This window comes from Cellulophaga sp. RHA_52 (assembly GCF_007827205.1).
In the GTDB taxonomy this organism is placed as follows: Bacteria; Bacteroidota; Bacteroidia; order Flavobacteriales; family Flavobacteriaceae; genus Cellulophaga; species Cellulophaga lytica.
The window spans coordinates 218,601-238,020 of sequence record NZ_VIRZ01000001.1 but is presented as its reverse complement, the minus strand read 5'-3'; the positions used below and the strand labels follow the sequence as shown (position 1 = coordinate 238,020).

16 protein-coding genes are annotated in these 19,420 nt (G+C 31.9%); 12 read left to right on the top strand and 4 right to left on the bottom strand.

Annotated elements, in window-relative coordinates:
• Window position 1: 1 nt before the first annotated feature.
• From JM80_RS01045 to tsaB, 4 genes are all read left to right on the top strand, one after another.
• Window positions 2-1,264 (top strand): ABC transporter permease, encoded by a 1,263-nt coding sequence (locus JM80_RS01045; protein WP_013621460.1) that lies wholly within the window; start codon window positions 2-4, stop codon window positions 1,262-1,264.
• Between the two features lie 32 nt (window positions 1,265-1,296).
• Complete coding sequence (locus tag JM80_RS01040) at window positions 1,297-2,433, top strand: efflux RND transporter periplasmic adaptor subunit (protein WP_013621461.1); 1,137 nt, start codon at window positions 1,297-1,299, stop codon at window positions 2,431-2,433.
• Between the two features lie 35 nt (window positions 2,434-2,468).
• Window positions 2,469-3,800: a TolC family protein gene (locus JM80_RS01035; RefSeq protein ID WP_013621462.1), complete on the top strand. Its 1,332-nt coding sequence runs from the start codon at window positions 2,469-2,471 to the stop codon at window positions 3,798-3,800.
• 82 nt (window positions 3,801-3,882) lie between these two features.
• Window positions 3,883-4,566, top strand: coding sequence for a tRNA (adenosine(37)-N6)-threonylcarbamoyltransferase complex dimerization subunit type 1 TsaB (gene tsaB, locus JM80_RS01030; RefSeq protein WP_144708977.1), 684 nt, complete (start codon window positions 3,883-3,885; stop codon window positions 4,564-4,566).
• Window positions 4,567-4,619: 53 nt separating this feature from the next.
• Here tsaB and JM80_RS01025 read toward each other — a convergent pair whose 3' ends face one another.
• The 3 genes from JM80_RS01025 to JM80_RS01015 form a co-directional block, all read right to left on the bottom strand.
• Window positions 4,620-5,441, bottom strand: coding sequence for a mechanosensitive ion channel family protein (locus JM80_RS01025; protein ID WP_013621464.1), 822 nt, complete (start codon window positions 5,439-5,441; stop codon window positions 4,620-4,622).
• A gap of 325 nt (window positions 5,442-5,766) precedes the next feature.
• A complete protein-coding gene (locus JM80_RS01020; protein WP_013621465.1) occupies window positions 5,767-5,967 on the bottom strand; it encodes a dodecin family protein in 201 nt (66 codons plus the stop codon).
• Window positions 5,968-6,027: 60 nt separating this feature from the next.
• Entirely contained in the window at window positions 6,028-6,930 is a 903-nt protein-coding gene (locus JM80_RS01015; protein WP_034643151.1) for a NifU family protein, read from the bottom strand.
• A 118-nt stretch (window positions 6,931-7,048) separates the two neighbouring features.
• Between JM80_RS01015 and JM80_RS01010 the strand changes: the two genes are divergently transcribed.
• A complete protein-coding gene (locus tag JM80_RS01010; protein ID WP_013621467.1) occupies window positions 7,049-8,074 on the top strand; it encodes a type IX secretion system membrane protein PorP/SprF in 1,026 nt (341 codons plus the stop codon).
• 60 nt (window positions 8,075-8,134) lie between these two features.
• On the opposite strand, the gene JM80_RS01005 is transcribed toward JM80_RS01010, so the two are convergent.
• Window positions 8,135-9,310, bottom strand: coding sequence for a vWA domain-containing protein (locus JM80_RS01005; RefSeq protein ID WP_013621468.1), 1,176 nt, complete (start codon window positions 9,308-9,310; stop codon window positions 8,135-8,137).
• A gap of 210 nt (window positions 9,311-9,520) precedes the next feature.
• Here JM80_RS01005 and JM80_RS01000 point away from each other — a divergent pair, with 210 nt between their 5' ends.
• The 7 genes from JM80_RS01000 (at window position 9,521) to JM80_RS00970 (ending at window position 19,308) form a co-directional block, all read left to right on the top strand.
• Window positions 9,521-11,713, top strand: coding sequence for a histidine kinase (locus JM80_RS01000; protein ID WP_013621469.1), 2,193 nt, complete (start codon window positions 9,521-9,523; stop codon window positions 11,711-11,713).
• A gap of 28 nt (window positions 11,714-11,741) precedes the next feature.
• A complete protein-coding gene (locus tag JM80_RS00995; protein WP_013621470.1) occupies window positions 11,742-12,473 on the top strand; it encodes a LytTR family DNA-binding domain-containing protein in 732 nt (243 codons plus the stop codon).
• Between the two features lie 21 nt (window positions 12,474-12,494).
• On the top strand, window positions 12,495-13,013 hold the full coding sequence (locus JM80_RS00990) for a gamma carbonic anhydrase family protein (protein WP_144708975.1): 519 nt from the start codon (window positions 12,495-12,497) through the stop codon (window positions 13,011-13,013).
• Window positions 13,014-13,085: 72 nt separating this feature from the next.
• On the top strand, window positions 13,086-13,970 hold the full coding sequence (fabD, locus tag JM80_RS00985) for an ACP S-malonyltransferase (protein WP_013621472.1): 885 nt from the start codon (window positions 13,086-13,088) through the stop codon (window positions 13,968-13,970).
• A 160-nt stretch (window positions 13,971-14,130) separates the two neighbouring features.
• Complete coding sequence (locus JM80_RS00980; protein WP_144708973.1) at window positions 14,131-16,380, top strand: gliding motility-associated C-terminal domain-containing protein; 2,250 nt, start codon at window positions 14,131-14,133, stop codon at window positions 16,378-16,380.
• 11 nt (window positions 16,381-16,391) lie between these two features.
• Complete coding sequence (locus JM80_RS00975) at window positions 16,392-17,366, top strand: type IX secretion system membrane protein PorP/SprF (protein ID WP_034643142.1); 975 nt, start codon at window positions 16,392-16,394, stop codon at window positions 17,364-17,366.
• Window positions 17,367-17,376: 10 nt separating this feature from the next.
• The gene (locus tag JM80_RS00970; RefSeq protein ID WP_144708971.1) at window positions 17,377-19,308 is read left to right on the top strand and encodes an OmpA family protein; all 1,932 of its coding nucleotides are present in this window, start codon (window positions 17,377-17,379) and stop codon (window positions 19,306-19,308) included.
• Window positions 19,309-19,420: the final 112 nt, after the last annotated feature.

Genomic DNA, 19,420 nt, shown 5'->3' with positions numbered 1-19,420 from the left:
TATGAAGTTTATATTTGATAGTAATACTTGGCAAGAGATTTTTGGTTCTATTGGAAAAAATAAAACCAGAACAGCAATTACCGTAGTTGGTGTGCTTTGGGGAATTTTTATATACATAGCCTTAGCTGGTGCAGCAAAAGGTTTGGATAACGGTTTTGAACGTGCTTTTGAGAGTACAGCAATGAACAGTATGTTTGTTTGGGCACAGAGTACAAGTATGCCTTATGAAGGGTTTAAAACGGGACGTTCTTTACAATTAAAATTAGATGATGTAAATACATTAAAAAACAGAATTCCAGAAATACAATACATAGCTCCAAGAAACGCAAAAGGAGTATTTGGTGGTAGCCAGGCAGCAGTGGTTAGAGGACAAAAATCTGGTACAGCACCTGTTTACGGAGATTTTCCTATTTATACAAAAATAGCAACCAAGAAAATATATGATGGTGGTCGTTTTATAAATGATGAAGATATAGAGCAAGCTCGTAAAGTTGTAGTTATAGGAGAGCGTACAGAAAAAGAACTTTTTGAAGAAGGAGAAAATCCAATAGGAGAATTTGTTAGGGTAGATAATATTTATTTTCAAATAGTAGGTGTACATAAATACGTTCCTGGTGGTGGCTTTGAAGGCGATACAGATATGTATATACCGTACTCTACCTATAAAAAATTATACAATACAGGAGAAAATGTAGATTGGCTAACAATTGCAGCTTATGATGATGCAGATGTTATACAAGCAGAAAAAGATGTAAAAGCGGTATTAAAAAGTATACACAGAGTTAATCCTGATGATGAAAGAGCTATTGGAGCTTTTAACTTAGGAGAAATTTTTAATAGAATTACTGGCTTTGCAAAAGGACTTACATTTTTGTCTTTAATAGTAGGCATAGCAACCATATTAGCAGGTGTAATTAGTATTGGTAATATATTACTAATATCTGTAAAAGAACGTACTAAAGAGTTAGGTGTTAGGCGTGCTTTAGGAGCAACACCTAGAGAGGTACGTAACCTAATTCTACTAGAGTCTGTTTTTTTAACAGTTGTTTCTGGTATTATGGGTATTGTGTTAGGGGCATTTGTATTGTTTTGTATAGATGCGGCTACGCAAGGAACAGATTTTCCATATACAAACCCTACTTTACCAATATCCTATGTGTTAGGTGCATTAGGTATAATGGTAGTTTTGGGAACATTAATAGGCTTAATACCTGCGCAAAGAGCTGTAAGTATTAAACCAATAGATGCATTAAGAGAAGAATAAAATAATAACTAAATATAACTAAATCAATCAAAATGAATAAAGTGCTAAAATATACACTAATAGTGGTAGCTGTATTGGCTGTATTGTGGGCAGCAGCCTTCTTTATTAAGACAAATAGTAAGTCTTCAATTTCTTATGAAACAAAAAAACCATTTATCTCTAGTATAGAGAAAAAATCTGTTGCTACTGGTAAATTAGTACCGGAGGAAGAAGTAGAAATTAAGCCTCAAATTTCTGGAATTATTGAAAAAATATATTTAGAAGAAGGAGTAGAGGTTAAGTCTGGAGATTTAATTGCCGTTATTAAAGTTGTGCCTAATGAGCAGTCTTTAAACCAAGCTAGTGGTAGAGTTAAAACTGCCCAATTGGCATTAAATAATGTAAAATTAGAGTTTGAAAGAAATAAGTTGTTATTTGAAAAGGACGTTATTTCTAAACAAGAGTTTGATAATATTAAACTAAGGTATGACCAAGCTCAACAAGATGTATCTAATGCACAAGCAGATTATCAAATTATTAGAAAAGGTTCTGCTGGTGGTTCTTCTAGTGCAAATACAAATATTAGAGCAACAGTAAGTGGTACAATTTTAGAAATTCCTGTAGAGGAAGGAGACCAGGTAATTGAAAGTAATAACTTTAATGATGGTACAACTATAGCATCTATTGCAGACCTTAAAAAAATGATTTTTGAGGGTAAAGTAGATGAAGGTGAAGTAGGAAAACTTAAAGTTGGTATGCCTTTAAAAGTTAGTTTAGGAGCTGTAGATGATAAAGAATTTGATGCTAAATTAAGATTTATTGCGCCAAAGGGAGTGGAAGAAACAGGTGCTGTTCAATTTAAAATTGAGGGTGATGTTGTGGTTGATGAAGGTGTAATGATACGTGCTGGTTATAGCGCAAATGCATCTTTTATATTAGAAAAGAAAAATGATGTTATGGTATTACCAGAAGCATTATTACAGTTTGATAAAAATACAGATAAACCTTATGTAGAAGTTGCTAAAGGTGATCAGCAGTTTGAGCGTAAAGATATTGAAATTGGTATTTCTGATGGTGTAAACGTAGAAATACTATCTGGACTTACAGAAAATGATGCTGTTAAAATTTGGAACAAAACTGAGCCTATTAAAAAAGGTGATGATGAAGAAAAAACTACTGACGAAGAATAGTAGGTAAAAACAGTAAAATCATCAAACTAAAATATATGAAACTTAAAATAACAATAGTACTGCTTCTATTTGTTGTTGGGCTAACTAACGCACAGCAAAAAAAATGGAGTATTGAAGAGTGTATAAATTATGCACTAGAAAACAATATAGACGTAGAACAATTAGAGCTGCAATTGCAAAGTGCAAAATTAGGAGAGTCTGATGCTTTGGGAGATTTTTTACCAAACTTAAATGGTTCAACTAATGGTTCATGGAGTAAGGGTTCTGGTTTTGATCAAACTACAAATCAAAGGGTATCAGGTACGTTTTTCTCTTTAAACGCTGGTGTATCTTCTGGAGTTACACTTTTTAACGGTTTACGTAACATACATAACTTTAATAAAGCAAAATTAAATACCATTGCTAGTCAATATAGGTTAGATGGTATAAAAGACAACATTGTGCTTAATGTAGCAAATGCTTATTTAGATGTATTGGCAGCCAAAGAGTCTTTAAAGGTGGTAGAACTTCAGGCAGAAATTTCTGATCAAGATTACGAACGTACAAAAGCACTAGTTGAAGCTGGTACTGTGCCAAAAGGAGATTTGCTAGAGCTAGAAGCTACTATTGCGGATTATGAGCAACAAAAAGTAAATGGAGAAAATAATGTTGTTTTAAGAAGGTTATTTTTGGCTCAATTATTACAAATTACAGATTATCAAAATTTTGATATAGCAGAGTCCACTTATAATGTTCCTCCATCAGAAATATACAATTATACGGCTAAGGAAGTGTATGATAAAGCACTTACAATTAGAGGTAATATAAAATTGGCAGAGACTAATATAGATATAGCAGAAAAAGATGTTAAAATAGCTAAAGGAGCTCTGTATCCTACACTTAGTGCATCTGTTGGTTATAATACTAGTTACTCTAGTTTTGTTAAACGTATTACTAATGCAAGTTTTACAGATCAGTTATCAGAGAATGATGGTATTGGTTATGGTATGAGTTTAAGTGTGCCTGTTTTTAACGGTTTTAGTGTACGTAATAACATTAGAAGGTCTAAACTTAATTTAGAGCAAACGAAACTGCAAGCAGAGCAAGAAAAATTAGCATTAGAAGCAAGCATTAACCAGGCTTACTTAGATGTTAGGTCTTTTGGAAAAAGATATGAGGCAGCGCAAAAAACGTACGATGCAAGAAAGCAAGCGTATGATTTTGCTAAAGAACGTTTTGATGTTGGTTTAATGAATGCTTTTGATTTTAGTCAGTCACAATCTAGATTAGATAATGCAGCTATAGATGTTGTAAACGCAAAGTATAATTACATCTTTAGAATTAAAATATTAGAAATTTACTACGGTATACCAGTTACACTAGAGTAAACTTACTATACAACATAAAAAGTCCATTGAGCTAATTGTTTAATGGACTTTTTTTGTGTTATAACTTGTATATTTGTAAGCTATGGCAATTATCTTAAATATAGAAACAGCTACTACTAACTGCTCTGTAAGTGTGGCTAAAGACGGTAAAATGTTAGCGCTAAAAGAATTTAATAGCGCTAGTTTTTCGCATGCAGAACAGTTGCATATTTTTATAGAGGAAGTGTTACAAAATGCATCATTATCAATAACAGATATTAATGCAATTGCAGTAAGTAAAGGTCCTGGTTCTTATACAGGGTTAAGAATTGGAGTTTCTGCAGCTAAAGGATTATGTTTCTCTTTAGATATACCACTAATTTCTGTTGCCACGTTATCTAGTTTAGCGCATCAAACAAAACTAAAAAAGAATGAGGTTGTTGTTGCTGTTTTAGATGCAAGGCGTATGGAGGTGTACTCTGCTGTTTATGACGCAGATTACAACCAAGTTACACAAACAGAAGCAAAAATTATTGATGAAACTTCCTATGAAGATGTGCTAAGCACGTATAATAAAGTACATTTTATAGGTTCTGGAGCAGCCAAAATTAAAGATACGTTACAAAGTAATAAAGCAGTATATATTTTAGATGCTGTACCTTCTGCAAAAGAAATGTGTGCATTGTCTTTTGTAAAGTTTACAAATGTAGCTTTAGAAGATGTGGCTTATTTTGAGCCTTATTATTTAAAGAATTTTATGCTTCAAAAACCTAAATCCAAAAAATAACCTCATTTAACGGCAGTTAAATGAGGTTATGGTTTTATTTATTTAAAATTTAATTATTGACCTTGATACATAACACGTTGTGGAAAAGGAATTTCAATGTTATTATCATCAAACCTAAGTTTTAATTCTTCCATAACGTAAAAGTGTGCTTCCCAAAAATCTTCGTTTTTAGCCCAAAAACGTAATGAAAGATTTACAGAGCTATCTGCAAGTTCTGCAACATATACCTCTGGCGCAGGATCTTTTAATATTGTTTCTTTTTCGCTACAAATTTGTAAAAGTATTTCTTTAGCTAGTTTAATATTAGAGCTATAACCAATGCCAACTGTAATTTTATCTCTACGTGTACTTTCTATATTGTAGTTTACAATGTTGTTGTTAGACAATTCGCCGTTTGGTATAATTGCAACTTGGTTACCAAAAGTATTTAGCTTGGTAGTAAAAATAGATATTTCTTTAACTGTACCGTCTATACCTTGTGCTGTTATAAAATCTCCAACCTTAAAAGGCTTAAACAATAAAATTAAAACACCACCAGCAAAATTAGCTAAAGAACCCTGTAAAGCTAAACCAATTGCTAAACCAGCGGCACCTATAACAGCTACTAGAGAAGAAGATTGTACGCCTAATTGTGTAATTACTAATACAAATAAAACTACTTTAAGAGCAATTTTTATAAAGCTCTGTAAAAAAGATTCTAGAGTTGGGTCATAATCCTTAACCGAAAAGAATTTAGCAACCATACGATTAATAAATTTAGTAACCCATAGTCCAACAATTAATATTAAAGCTGCCGCTATTAGGTCTGGTAAAAACTCCCAAAACTTTCCTATAAATTTTTCTGCATATTCTTCGTAGTCTGATAAGAAATCCATCTTCATATTTATTTAATGTTTTTATGCAAAGCAAAGAAAAAATATAGTTTTATAAATGGGCTTTAACATTATATTCATACTCATTTTAATGGTTTAAAAATAATGCCGTGTAACTTTATTAGGCTGTCTTTATCAATTGTTTATTTGTTGTATTGGTAATTGTATGTAAATTTTAATTTAAGACTGTAAAGACCTTGTAATGGCTTATTTTATTAATAGTTACTAATAGTTTAAAAAGTTAATTTAAAGTAAAATTAATAGTGCTTTAAAATGCAAATAGCGCCCGTTAGGCGCTATTTGTTTGTGTTATTCTGTGTAGTAAACGTTATTTTACTTCAAAAGTAATTTTAAGGTTTACTCTAAATTCTGTTACTTCACCATCATTTACAATTGCGCTTTGGTCCTGCACATAAACAGATTTAATGTTTTTTACAGATTTAGATGCTTGCACAACTGCTTTTTTTGTTGCGTCTTCCCAACTCTTATCAGAGTTAGATAATACTTCAATAACTTTTAAAATTGCCATAATTAATGTGTTTAGATTTCTCTAAAAATAGCAAAATTAATTCACATTTAAAACTGATTGTTAACCATTTAAGGCAACTACCTCTCCAATTTTGTCTCCCATCATATTTTTTAGCATATTTTCTATACCGTTTTTAAGGGTAAAAGTTGAAGACGGACAACCACTACATGCTCCTTGTAAAATTACATTTACTTTTTTGGTATTTTCATCATAAGACTTAAACATAATGTTGCCGCCATCACTAGCTACAGCAGGTTTTACATACTCTTCTAAAATATCTATAATTTGTTTAGAGGTATCGTCTAAGTTTTCATCTTGTAATTGTGTAGCAGGCGCTTCTTGTTTTTGCTTACTTATGCTATTGGCAGATACAACTTCTTTTCCTTCAGTTAAAAAAGCCTGAATGCTTTCTCTTAATTCTAGCGTTATTTCATTCCAATCTGCTTCATCTGTTTTTGTAACAGAAACATAGTTTTCATCTAAAAAGACTTCTTTAACATATGGGAACTGAAATAAAGTTGTAGCTAAGTCAGAATCTTTTGCTTCTTCTTTGTTTTTAAACTCAAAAATTGTTGGTACAATTAATTTATTAGCTACAAAACGCATAGCTGCTGGGTTAGGTGTGTTTTCTGCGTATACTGTTGCAGGCACACTTTGTGGATCTTCTTGTTCATGTACCACAACTTCGCCACTATTTAAATAATCTACTAATTGTTGTGCAACTTCATCCCTAACATCATCCCAAGCAACAATATCAAAACGCTCTAATGCTATAAAGTTACCAGATATATAAACAGTTTTTATAAAAGGTAAATAAAATAACTGTTGTGCTAGAGGCGAGTTTTTAGCTTCATCAATATTTTTATACTCGTAGCTATTATTTTTTGTTATAAAGTGATTTGTTTCAAACTTTAAAATAGCCGGATTTGTTGTTGTATATATAGTTATATTGTGCTCTTTCATCTTAAAAAAATAATTTTTACAAAAGTACAAACAAAATCACTCATAGCATACATAATAATATTGTGGTTGTAAACGTTTTAATATAAATTTAATACTTTTGGACTTTTAGCCCTTATTTATGAAAAACATATACTTAGCCTTGTTTTCTTTCTTGTTGCTTGGTGTTTCTAGTGTAACAGCACAAGAAGGAATACCGGTCTATTTTGATTATTTGTCGGATAACTATTACTTAGTGCACCCGTCTATGGCAGGTATAGGTGAAGGAGGAAAAATTAGAGCAACTATTAGAAAACAATGGTTTGATGTAGAAGAAGCTCCTAACTTACAAACTATAAATGCACATTTTAGATTAAATGAGAAAAGTGGTGTTGGTGCAATTATCTTTAATGATGCTAACGGTTACCATTCACAAACAGGTGTAAAATTAACTTACGCACACCATTTGCGTTTTTCTAGAGATTTACGAAACTTAAATCAGCTTTCTTTTGGTATTAGTGCTGGTATTATGCAGAGTAATTTAGATGAAAGTGAGTTTAATTCTGTTACGCCAGACCCTATTATTACTGGTGGAAACATTAGCTCATCATACTATAATATGGATTTGGGAGCATCATATAACTATATGGAGTTTTATGCGCATGCTACTATTTTAAATGTATTAAATAGCAAGCGTAATGTGTATTATAAAGACAGAGCAGATGACCCAAATGCTACTGTTGTAGACAATTTAAGAAGATACGTATTGTCTGCAGGCTATGTTTTTGGCAAAGGAGATTGGCAATTAGAGCCATCTTTAATGTTGCAAATGACAGATTTTACCAAAGAAAAAACTATAGATATGAATGCTAAAGTTTACCGTAGTATGGACTTTGGTACACTTTGGGGAGGAATATCATACAGGCGTAGTTTTGATGGTGCTTTGTACCAAAATACAAGCGGAAGTACCAAAGAACAAAGATTACAATTAATTACACCTATTGTTGGTGTTAACTATAAAAACTTTTTAGTGTCTTACAATTACTCGTACCAAATGGGAGACATTAGGTTTGATAATGGAGGTTTTCATCAACTAACTTTAGGTTATAATTTTGGACAAGTATCAGAAAAAAGATTTGACTGTAAGTGCCCTGCTGTAAATTATTAAAAAAAATAAAATATATAAAAGCCTGTGATCTTTTAATCACAGGCTTTTTTTATCTGTAGTTTATTTGTCCCAAGTGTAATTTTTGCTTTTTCCTTGCTTTACAATAGCAGAAATCATTGCATTTTCTAACTCGCCTTTAGAACCTTCTTTTTGGTTTTTAGCAATATAAGCTTCACGTTTTTGGTTTGCTTCTTTAATTTGTTGCTGAATATTTTTTCGTTCTATTTTTTTAGTTTCAATAAAAGCTTCAATTTCTTTATTAGTTTTATTTTGTAGCTCTTTTGGTAATTGCTTTTTCTCTATCTTAGATACATTAAAGTTTTTGTTTTTAGAAGCATCCACTAAATCCCAAGAGGCATTATTATACAGTCTGGAGCTTTTGCTAACTGCTCTTTTTACCATAACAGCTTCTTCCATTTCTGCAGCTTTATCATCTTGTACAGATTGTAATGCCATTTTAGAACTGCCTAAACTACCGTAAGACACATATGTTTTGTTTAATTTTTTATTAAGCGTAATAATTACATCATCATAAGGTGTATCTATATGTATAACTTTTTTATTGTGGTTAATAGCAATGTATTCTCCACCTGTTAATTGCGCACCACTTTTCCAGTAGCTATTTGCACCTTGGTTATAGTCTCCACAAAAAATAGTATTTACTATTATACCTTTTTCCTTAGCATCAGACGTAGCATCTTTATAATCTATTTTGCCTTGGTTAAAGGGTTCGTTGCCAGCAATAAATATCATTTTTAAGTTATCAGGGTTTTTGCCCCAATCTAAATCTTTAATAGACGTGCTTATTGCTTGTCCACAATACTCATCTCCACCATTGGTAGTTAAAGAAAATAGCTTTTCAGATATTTCATCCAAATCTGTACTAAAACCAATTACTTGTTTAATATAACCGTCTTGTTTTTCAATAGTACTGTTACCGTACTCATACAATGCAATTTGCAATTGGGGTCTGTCTTCATTGCCACATTTTACATAGCTAAATTTATTTACAATATCCCAAAGCTGTGCCTTTGCTTGGTTTATTAATCCGTCCATACTATTACTAGTGTCTAATAACAAGGCTACTTTAACTACATTTTTATCTGGCTTTTTAGTTTCTACTAAAGCTTGTGTGGCTAAAGTTATTTCCTTTTTACTTTTTGCCTCGCAACTTAAAGTGCTTCCTACAAAAAAGGTTAGTAATGCTATGCTTGCTATTTGTTTTACATTTTTCATCTTGTTACTTTTTTATTTGTTACAGGGTAAAAGTATTTTTAATGTTTATAATTAAAAACAGGTAATGAGGGAACTGGTATTTTGAGTGAGTAAACAAACCAGTAAACTTTGTAAGGAGGTCTTAAGCAGAGGTTTTTATAGCTAAAGCAGCATTTTAGCATTTTTTATAGTCAGATAAAACAACTAAGTTTACCATATCTAATTGTAAAAATGAAGTTAAAAAAGCACATACTATTTTTATTGTTGTTTGTAACAGCAATTGCTTTTTCTCAGGTTAATACTACTAAAAAACTTACCATAAAGGGTACAGTAAAAACTAAAGAAAAAAGAAGTCCTATTTCTGGTGTAGAAGTTTCTGCTACTAGTGGCAGTGTTGTATATACAGATGCTTTTGGAGCTTACCGCATAAAAGCAGAAGTTGGAGATTATTTATTGTTTAAAAGTTTAGAATTTGAAACTGTAGAATATCGGATTAAAGATGATGAAGATGTAGATGTTTTGGTAGAAGGTTTAGATGAAGATACGCAAATAAGCAAAAGTGCTTTGCATAAAATGTATATAGATTCTGCCAAGCAATTTAAAAAAACAGATATAGGGAAAAGTATAGACTATATTAGGCTTTCTTTGGAGCAATTAGGTAAAAGAGGTAATAATAAAGAGCGTGCAGTATCTTACGCCTTATTAGGTGAAATATACCAATATCATAAGCAGTACGACCTTGCTGTTGATAATTACAAGGAGTCTTTAACTTATAACACTACAGGTGAGTCTCAGTTATTGTTGGCCAATGCTTATCTTTTAAATAAAGAATACAAAAAATCACAGACACTTTTTACAACCTTACTAAGCAATAAAAAACTGTCTATGTACCAAAAAATACTTGTGTATGAAGGTTTGGGTGATGCTTATAAAGGGATGAAAAATACCCAACAAGCAGTAGGTAACTATACTAAAGGTTTAGACATAGCTAAAAAAGAACTTGTAAAGCCAAAAATTACAGATTTAAATACCAAAATAGCAGAGGCTTATGGTGATGCTAACCAAACTAAAGAGGCAGTAGGTTACTTTAAAAACTCGTTAAAATCTGCCGAGTCAGAGGCTCCACAACGTGCTTTAGAGGTAAGTGAAAGAGCTGCAGATTTTTATAATAAAAACAATCTGTATAATGAAGAAATGAAGCTTAGAAAGCAGAGTTTAGAAGACATAGAGCTTTTAGAAAACTCAGCTAAGAAGAAAGTAGAAAAAAGAAGTACTACATTAGATAAAGTAGAGGTGCCAATAACTAGGCAACGCATAAATTACAAAATTGCAACTAACTTAATTGTACAAGATAAGTTAGATGAGGCTATACCGTATTTAGAAGAAAGTATTTCTGAAGCAGCTATTGAAGATGATTTAGTAGTGCAAAAGGACGCAACACGCAAACTATCTGAAGTGTATGATGATAAGGGAGATTATACTAGAGCTTTAGAAACCTATAAAAAATATGCAGCTGTAGCAGATACGTTGTATGCGCGTAAAGAACAAGAAATATCTAGAGCAGAGCGCTTAAGTAAACAAATAGCAGAAAAGCAAAACCGTATAACTGGTTTAGAAAAGGATAAGGAACTTTATGAAAGTAAGTCTAGTTTGGAACAGACTAAGCAAGATTTATACACAACAACATCTACCAAGCAAAAAATTATAATTTACGCTTTAGTTTTGGGTATGTTTCTTTTTGGTATTGCAGCATTTTTCTTTTACAGAAGCAATAAGCAGCAAAAGTTAGCAAACAACCTTTTGGCATTAAAATCATTACGCTCACAAATGAATCCGCATTTTATTTTTAATGCCCTTAATTCTGTTAATAATTACATTTCTAAGAGTGATGAACGTAGTGCAAACCGTTTTTTAAGTGAGTTTTCTACCTTAATGCGTGCCGTTTTAGAAAATTCTGAGGAAGATTTTATACCGTTAACAAAAGAGTTAGAGTTGTTAGAGTTGTATGTTAAGTTAGAACATTCTCGTTTTCCAGATAAATTTAATTACTCTATAACAACAGACCCTAATATAGATGTTGCAGCTTTTCAAATTCCGCCAATGCTGCTTCAACCTTATATAGAAAATGCTATTTGGCACGGATTACGCTACAAAAACGAATTAGGGTATTTAAACATCAACCTAAAACAAAAAAATAAAGAGGCAATAGAAATTACTATAGAGGACAATGGTATAGGAAGAAAAAAATCTGCCGAGTTAAAAACGCAAAATCAAAAAAAGCAACGCTCTAAAGGAATGGGTAATATTAAAAAAAGAGTTGCTATTTTAAATAGTATGTATAAGGATAAGGTAGATGTTGTTGTTACAGACTTAAGCAGTAATGGAACAGGAACAAAAGTTACGCTAACCTTAAAAAAAGATTAGTAGTAGTTGGTTATTAAAAAATAAAGAAATGAAATTAAACGCAATTATAGTTGAAGACGAAGCTAATAGTAGAGAAATTTTAACCAATTACTTATCTAAATATTGTGCTAGTGTAAATTTACTTGGTGAAGCAGCATCTATAAAAGAAGGCTTAGAGCTGATAAATAAACACCAACCCGATTTAATTTTTTTAGATGTAGAAATGCCATTTGGCAATGCTTTTGATTTGCTAGACCAAGTGCCTAACAGAACTTTTGAAACTGTTTTTGTTACCGCATATAACCAGTATGCAATGGATGCTTTAAATAGTCATGCAGCGTATTATTTAATGAAACCCATTAATATAGACGAGTTAATTAAGGCGGTAGAATATGTAGGTGAAATTAGAAGCAAAGAAAATGCTTTGGAAGACCAAATTTTACAGCCAAAAACTAATAAAATAGATGGTAAAATAACATTACCGCAGCAAGATGGTTTTCAGGTTTTAAATGTTGCTGATATTCTTTTTTGCAAAGCCGATGATAATTATACTGAAATTTACCTAGATAATAAAAAGATATTAGTAAGTAAAACACTAAAGTATTTTGAAGAAGCAATGGAAGATTTTCCTTTTGCACGCATTCATAAATCGTACCTAGTAAACGTAAATGCTATAGCTAAATATAAGAAAGGTAAAGGTGGTAGTGTGGTTTTACACAATGGTAAAGAGTTATTGGTTTCTGCATCTAAAAAGAAAGCGCTTTTATCTTATTTTGAATAATTTTTTAAACTTTATACGTAAATGATTTGTAAAGAAGTAAATGGTAAATCACCACAAATAGGAGAAGACTGTTTTATAGCAGAAAATGCAACTATTGTTGGTGATGTGGTAATGGGTAAACAATGTAGTGTTTGGTATAATGCTGTATTACGTGGAGATGTACATTTTATAAAAATGGGAGATAAAGTAAACGTACAAGACGGTGCAGTTGTACATTGTACTTACAAAAAAAGTCCTACTACAATTGGTAATAACGTATCTATTGGTCACAATGCAATTGTGCACGGTTGTACTATTAAAGACAATGTTTTAATAGGTATGGGAAGTATTGTAATGGATGATTGTGTGGTAGAAAGTAATAGCATTATTGCTGCAGGCGCAGTTGTAACAAAAGGTACACATATACCTTCTGGAACGGTATTTGCAGGTATGCCAGCAAAGAAGGTTAAGGATATAAGCATAGAATTGAGCGAAGGAGAAGTGAACCGTATAGCTAATAATTACGTAACATATTCTAGTTGGTTTAAAGACAAGGAATAAACTTTGATAAAAGCAATATGCGTTCTACATAAGTTTACTTATTTTTGTCAATCAATTTAAAAAATAAAAAAGATGAATGCATATATATTTCCTGGTCAAGGAGCACAGTTTGTAGGAATGGGTTTAGATCTTTATGAGAAGTACCCTTTGGCACAAGAATTATTTGAAAAAGCAAATGACATATTAGGTTTTCGTATTACAGACATTATGTTTGAAGGTACACCAGAAGACTTAAAGCAAACTAAAGTTACACAACCAGCAATATACTTACACTCTGTTATAATGAGTAAAGTAATGGGAGATACTTTTAAACCAGATATGGTTGCAGGGCATTCATTAGGAGAATTTTCAGCATTAGTAGCAAATGGAACACTAACTTTTGAAGACGGTTTAAAACTAGTATCTAAAAGAGCTTTAGCAATGCAAAAAGCTTGCGAAATGCAATCTAGTACAATGGCAGCTGTTTTAGGTTTAGAAGATGCTGTTGTAGAAAAAGTTTGCGAAGAAATTGACGGTGTTGTTGTTGCTGCAAATTATAACTGTCCAGGGCAATTGGTTATTTCTGGAGAAGTAGAAGCAATTAATGCTGCTTGTGAAAAATTAAAAGAAGCAGGTGCCAGAAGGGCCTTGTTATTACCAGTTGGTGGCGCATTTCACTCGCCTTTAATGGAGCCAGCAAGAGAAGAGTTAGCTGCAGCTATAGAAAATACAACTTTTAGTGAGCCAAGTTGCCCAATTTACCAAAATGTACCTACTACGGCGGTAAAAAATGCAGAGGAAATAAAGAAGAATTTAATATCACAATTAACAGCTCCTGTAAAATGGACACAAAGTGTGCAAAATATGGTTGCAGATGGTGCAACATTATTTACAGAAGTTGGTCCTGGTAAAGTTTTACAAGGCTTGGTGAAAAAAATTAATAGAGCATCAGAAACTACATCGGCAGAATTAGCTTAAATGCCTCACAAATAAATAAGTAAAGTTACAGGCAATAACTGTTACTTGGGGGTAAAATATGTCCTTTGTCGATTATGTTTATCGACGAATGGCATTTTGGTTAATATTGTAGTCTATCTGTTATAAATTATAGTTGAGTAACACTATCTATAAAAGAAAAATGAAAATTAAACAATTAGGCAGTTTTAAATGTATTAAAAAGCAAAGGACTTTAAGTCTTTTAGTGATGTTCTTTTGTTTTAGTTTTTTTGCTTTTGGACAAAATGTTTCTGTACAGAGAACTAATGATGCTGAAGAAACTGGTCAAGTGGCAGGTAGTTTTAGAATTTCTAGAACAGGTAATACATTTACTGGTTTACGTGTAAATTATACCATAACTGGTACAGCTACTAATGGTACAGATTATGCTTCAATAGGTGGGTCAATATTAATCCCAGTTTTTAATAATAGTATTAATTTGGATATAGATGGTGTGGTAGATGACACCTTAATAGAAGGAGATGAAACTGTAATTATTACACTATCTGAAAACTCAGAATACAATATAAACCCTTTAGCAGCTTCTGCTAGGATTATTATTGTAGATAACGAGCCTGTTTGTGCAACAGCACCAGATGCTCCAGAGTTAAGAACTGGTGAAGAAACTACCTTTTGTGATAGTTTTACTAAAGATTTAAATGACTATGTAGCCAGTGCTACACCAGCAGGTACAGTGCTTACTTGGAGTAGTAGTGATGATTTGTTAGATGATTCTTCTTATTATGATAGTTCTATAATAGGATTTTCGGGAGAATTTTATGGGTTTTATTTAGATGAAGCTAACAATTGTGTTAGTCCGCCTTTAAAAATTACAATAGTTCAAAATAGTAGCCCAACTGTTACAGGGACTTCTGATTCTAGATGTGGAGAAGGTTCTGTAACATTAACAGGAACCACAACAGATGGTTCTTTATTATGGTATGACGCTCCTTCTGGAGGAACATTGGTGCATACAGGATTAAATTTTGATACTCCATCTTTATCAGTTACTACATCGTATTACGTAGAGGCTACAGCAAACGGTTGTACTTCAGATAGGGTAGAGGTTGTGGCAACAATAAATACACAACCTTCTTCTGGTACAGGTACAGATGCTACAGCTTGTTCTTTACCAGGTAATGGAAGAGTAACGGTAGTAAATTTAGATGATCAATTAACAGGTGCGGATACTGGTGAGTGGACATTAACTTCGCAACCTGCATCTAGTTCTATTACAATAGATGCAAATAGTGTAGATTTTACAAATCAGCCATTAGGAGAGTATCAATTTACATATACAACAACAGGTTTTGTTGCTCCTTGTACAGCAGAGTCTACTACTATAACTATTACGGTGTTAGATTGTGCACCTACAGATACAGATTTATCTGTAACAAAAATAGTAGATAGAGATGAAGTTTTTACAGGTGAAGATGTAGTTTTTACTATTACTGTAGAAAACTTAACCGGAGATCCTGTAACAGCTATAGAAATTACAGATGTTTTAGATGAAACTACTGGTTTTGAATATGTTTCTAATATAGCACAATTAGGTAGTTTTAATAGCGCTACTGGCATTTGGTCAATTGCAGAATTAGCAGCAGGTGAAAGTACCTCATTAGAAATTACAGCTACTGTTATAGATGGTGGTACACACATAAATACCGCAGAAATAACAAGTAGTAACCCTGTAGATACAGCAACAGCAAACAACCAAAGTTCAGCTACAGTTGCTATTAAGCAGATAGATATGTCTATTTCTAAGTCTGTAAACAAAGTAACAGCCACTGTAGGTGATGTTGTTGTTTTTACAATTACATTAACCAATGAAACAGATGGTTTGGTTACAGATATAAGTGTTACAGATATTTTAAATAGTACAACTGGTTTTACACACGTATCTAACACAACTACTATGGGTAATTATGATGCTACAACAGGCGTATGGACGTTAGATGAAATTTTAGGGAATGAAACTCAGGTTCTAGAAATTACAGCTATGGTTTTAGAAGAAGGTACACACGTAAATACTGTAGAAATTACAGATTCTTTTCCTATTGATGAGGCTAATGTAGATAATAACATAGCATCTGTTGCCGTAAGTATAGAGCCAAGAAGTAATGATGAGTGCGGATTTATGTTTAATCAATTTTCTCCAAATTCAGACGGAGTTAATGATTTTTTACGCATTAATTGTATAGAGACTTATCCAAATAATACTTTAACTATTTTTAATAGATTGGGTAGCGAGGTTTATAGCGTAACCAATTACCAAAACAATTGGGACGGTACTTGGAAAAAAGGAGACTTGCCAAACGGAACTTACTTTTATGTGTTAGATTTGGCAGATGGCTCAGAAGTTAAAAAAGGATGGATTCAAATCATAAGATGATACAAAAACAAATGAAAAAATCCCTTCATATATACAAGTGCCTAAGTATACTAATGTTGTTTTTTATTGCAGCTAATTCCTATGCTCAAAAAGAACCACAGTATACGCAGTATATGTACAATATTGGTAGTTTTAACCCTGCTTATGTTGGTAGTGTAGAGGATCCAGAAATTATAAGTTTGTATAGAACCCAATGGGTAGGTGTTCCTGGTGCACCTACCACAATACGCTTAGGAGCAAATATTCCTTTTTCTAATGAAAAAACAGGACTTGGTTTTAATGCATATTCAGACAAGTTAGGACCAATGAGTCAGTCTCTAATAAATGTATCATACTCTTACCAGGTAAAATTATCAGACAATGTAAAATGGTCTTTTGGTATAAATGCAGGAGCATCAATTTTAGATATCGATTTTACAAAAGGAGATTTTGAATATGAGAATGAACCAGCAATACAAGATACACAGTACAATGAGTTTTACCCAATTATTGGCGCAGGTACATTTGTATATGCAGACAATTGGTATTTAGGGCTTTCTGTACCTAACTTGCTAACAAGTACGCTGTATAATGATGAGGTTGCTGTTATTGAAGAAGATAAAACTCAGGTTAACTTTATTGGTGGTGTTGTTTTTGATTTAAGTGATGAACTAAAGTTTAAACCGGCATTTTTGGTAAATTATATTACCGATTCTCCTTTAAACGTAAACTTATCTACTAATTTTTTAATTAGTGATTTGGTGACCGTAGGTGCATCATACAGGTTTGATAATGCGGTAAGCGGTTTAGCAGGTTTTCAAGTGTCTAACTCTATTTATGTAGGATATTCTTATGACTATTCTACAAATGCATTTAAAAACTATAATGATGGCTCTCATGAGGTTATTTTAAAGTTTTATTTAGGTAAATCTGGCGGAACAAAAAGGAGTAAAGGCCCAAAAGACAATAAAAAACCTAAACAAATAGACACACCAAGATTCTTTTAATACAAACAATATGAAATTTAAACTTAGCTTTTTACTTTTAAATTTAGTTGTACTATCTGTTTGTGCTCAAAATTTGAAGTCTGCAGGAGATCGTTATTTCTTTCAATATAAGTATGAGCAGGCAGTTAAAGAATATGAAAAAGAGAGTAAAGAAACTGTACTTACTACGCAACAGTTTTTAAACTACGCAGAGGCATATTTTAATACAAAACAGTTTAAAAAAGCGTGGCAAACTTATGAAATGATTTTGGAGAGTGATGCCATAGTTACTCCGTTTCATTACAACAAAATGCTACGTAGTTTATACGCAATATCTGGAAAAGATGAAATGAATAAGTATTTAGAAAACGATACTATTTTAAAAGAAGCATCTTGGGCAGAAAATGCAAAGTTTAATTTTGATATTGAAAATAAAAAAGACGTAGTACTACCTAACTATACTATTTTTAATATAAAAGGAAATAGTATTGCGGCAGACTTTTCACCATCATTTTACAAAGATAAATTACTTTTTACTAGTGATAGAGTGCTTACTTTAGCAAAGAAAAAAAAGAAAAAAGAAGAGAGAATATACTTAGATATTTATGAAAGTGAAATAGAGGATGATGGTGATATTACCAATGTAAAACCATATAACAGTATTCCTAAAGCTAACTTTCATGAGGCAACACCATATTACTCTGCAGAGTTAGATAAGTTATTTTATGTGCTATCTAATGAAAAAAATGGTGAAATGCTGTATGATGAAAAAGGAAAAAATGCACTTTCTATTGCAGAAGTAGACCGTAACAATAGGTTTAATTTTATACTTAAGCACTTAAGTACTAGCTTTTATTATCCTTTTTACGATGCAAATTCTCAGCGTTTATATTTTGCTGCTAATTTTGAAGATAGCAGCTATGGAGGTACAGATATTTATTATGTAAATACCAGCAATGGACAAATTATGTCTGCGCCAATAAATTTAGGACCAAGGGTAAATACTCCTGGAAATGAAATTTCTCCTTTTGTTTTTGAAAACGGATTATATTTTTCTTCTGATGTTTTTTATGGCTACGGAGGTATGGATATTTACAAGTCTAATTTAAAGGCAGATGGCAGTGCAGGTGTACCAATAAATTTAGGAAAAGGTATTAACTCAGCTAAAGACGACTTTGGTTTTATTGTAAAAAATAATACTACTGGCGGCTTAGAAGGTTACTTTTCATCTAATAGAGATGGTGGTAAAGGTAAAGATGATATTTACGGTTTTACAGTAGCAGAAAAGCCTAAACTTAATACCATTGTATTGCAGGGTAAAACTTTAAATCCACTAACTAATATTAGGATTGGTAATGTAGCTATAAAAGTACTAGACCAAAATAATAAAGTAATAAAAGAGTTAGAGTCTGCAGAAGATGGTTCTTATGAAATAGAAGTGCCTTGGCAAGAAAAAATTACAGTAATAGCTTCTAAAAAGAAATACTCCTTATTTAGACAGTTTTATACTGCTGAAGAATTAAAAAATATAAAACAAACTCCTATATACTTAGACTTTGCAGATGATTTTGTGGTAGAAAAAGAAGGAAAATCTATGCTTAAGTTAAATAAGTTTATTTTTAAAACCAAAAGCAGTAAACTTACACCAGATATTATAAAAGAGTTAGATAAGGCAATAACAATAATTAAAAAGTTCCCAGAGTTTAACCTTCAAATAGAATCGCATACAGACAGTAAAGGAGGTTCTTCATCTAACTTTAGAATTTCACAAGCACGTGCAGATAATATTAAAAAATACCTTTTAAATAACGGTATACCTTCTAAAAATATTTTATACACTATTGGTTACGGAGAAGATCACGTACTAAACAAATGTGTAAATGGTGTGTATTGTATAGACTACTTTCACGCAGAAAACCGTAGGTGCAACATTGTTGTTTTAAATTATAAAGAGCTGTATTAATACAGCTCTTTTTTTGTAATTATAGTATGCTTAAATGTATTTCTTATTGCTAGTTAAGTTTATTGAATATTACTATAATTTTTTTGTACTAATTAAACGAATACTTTTCTAT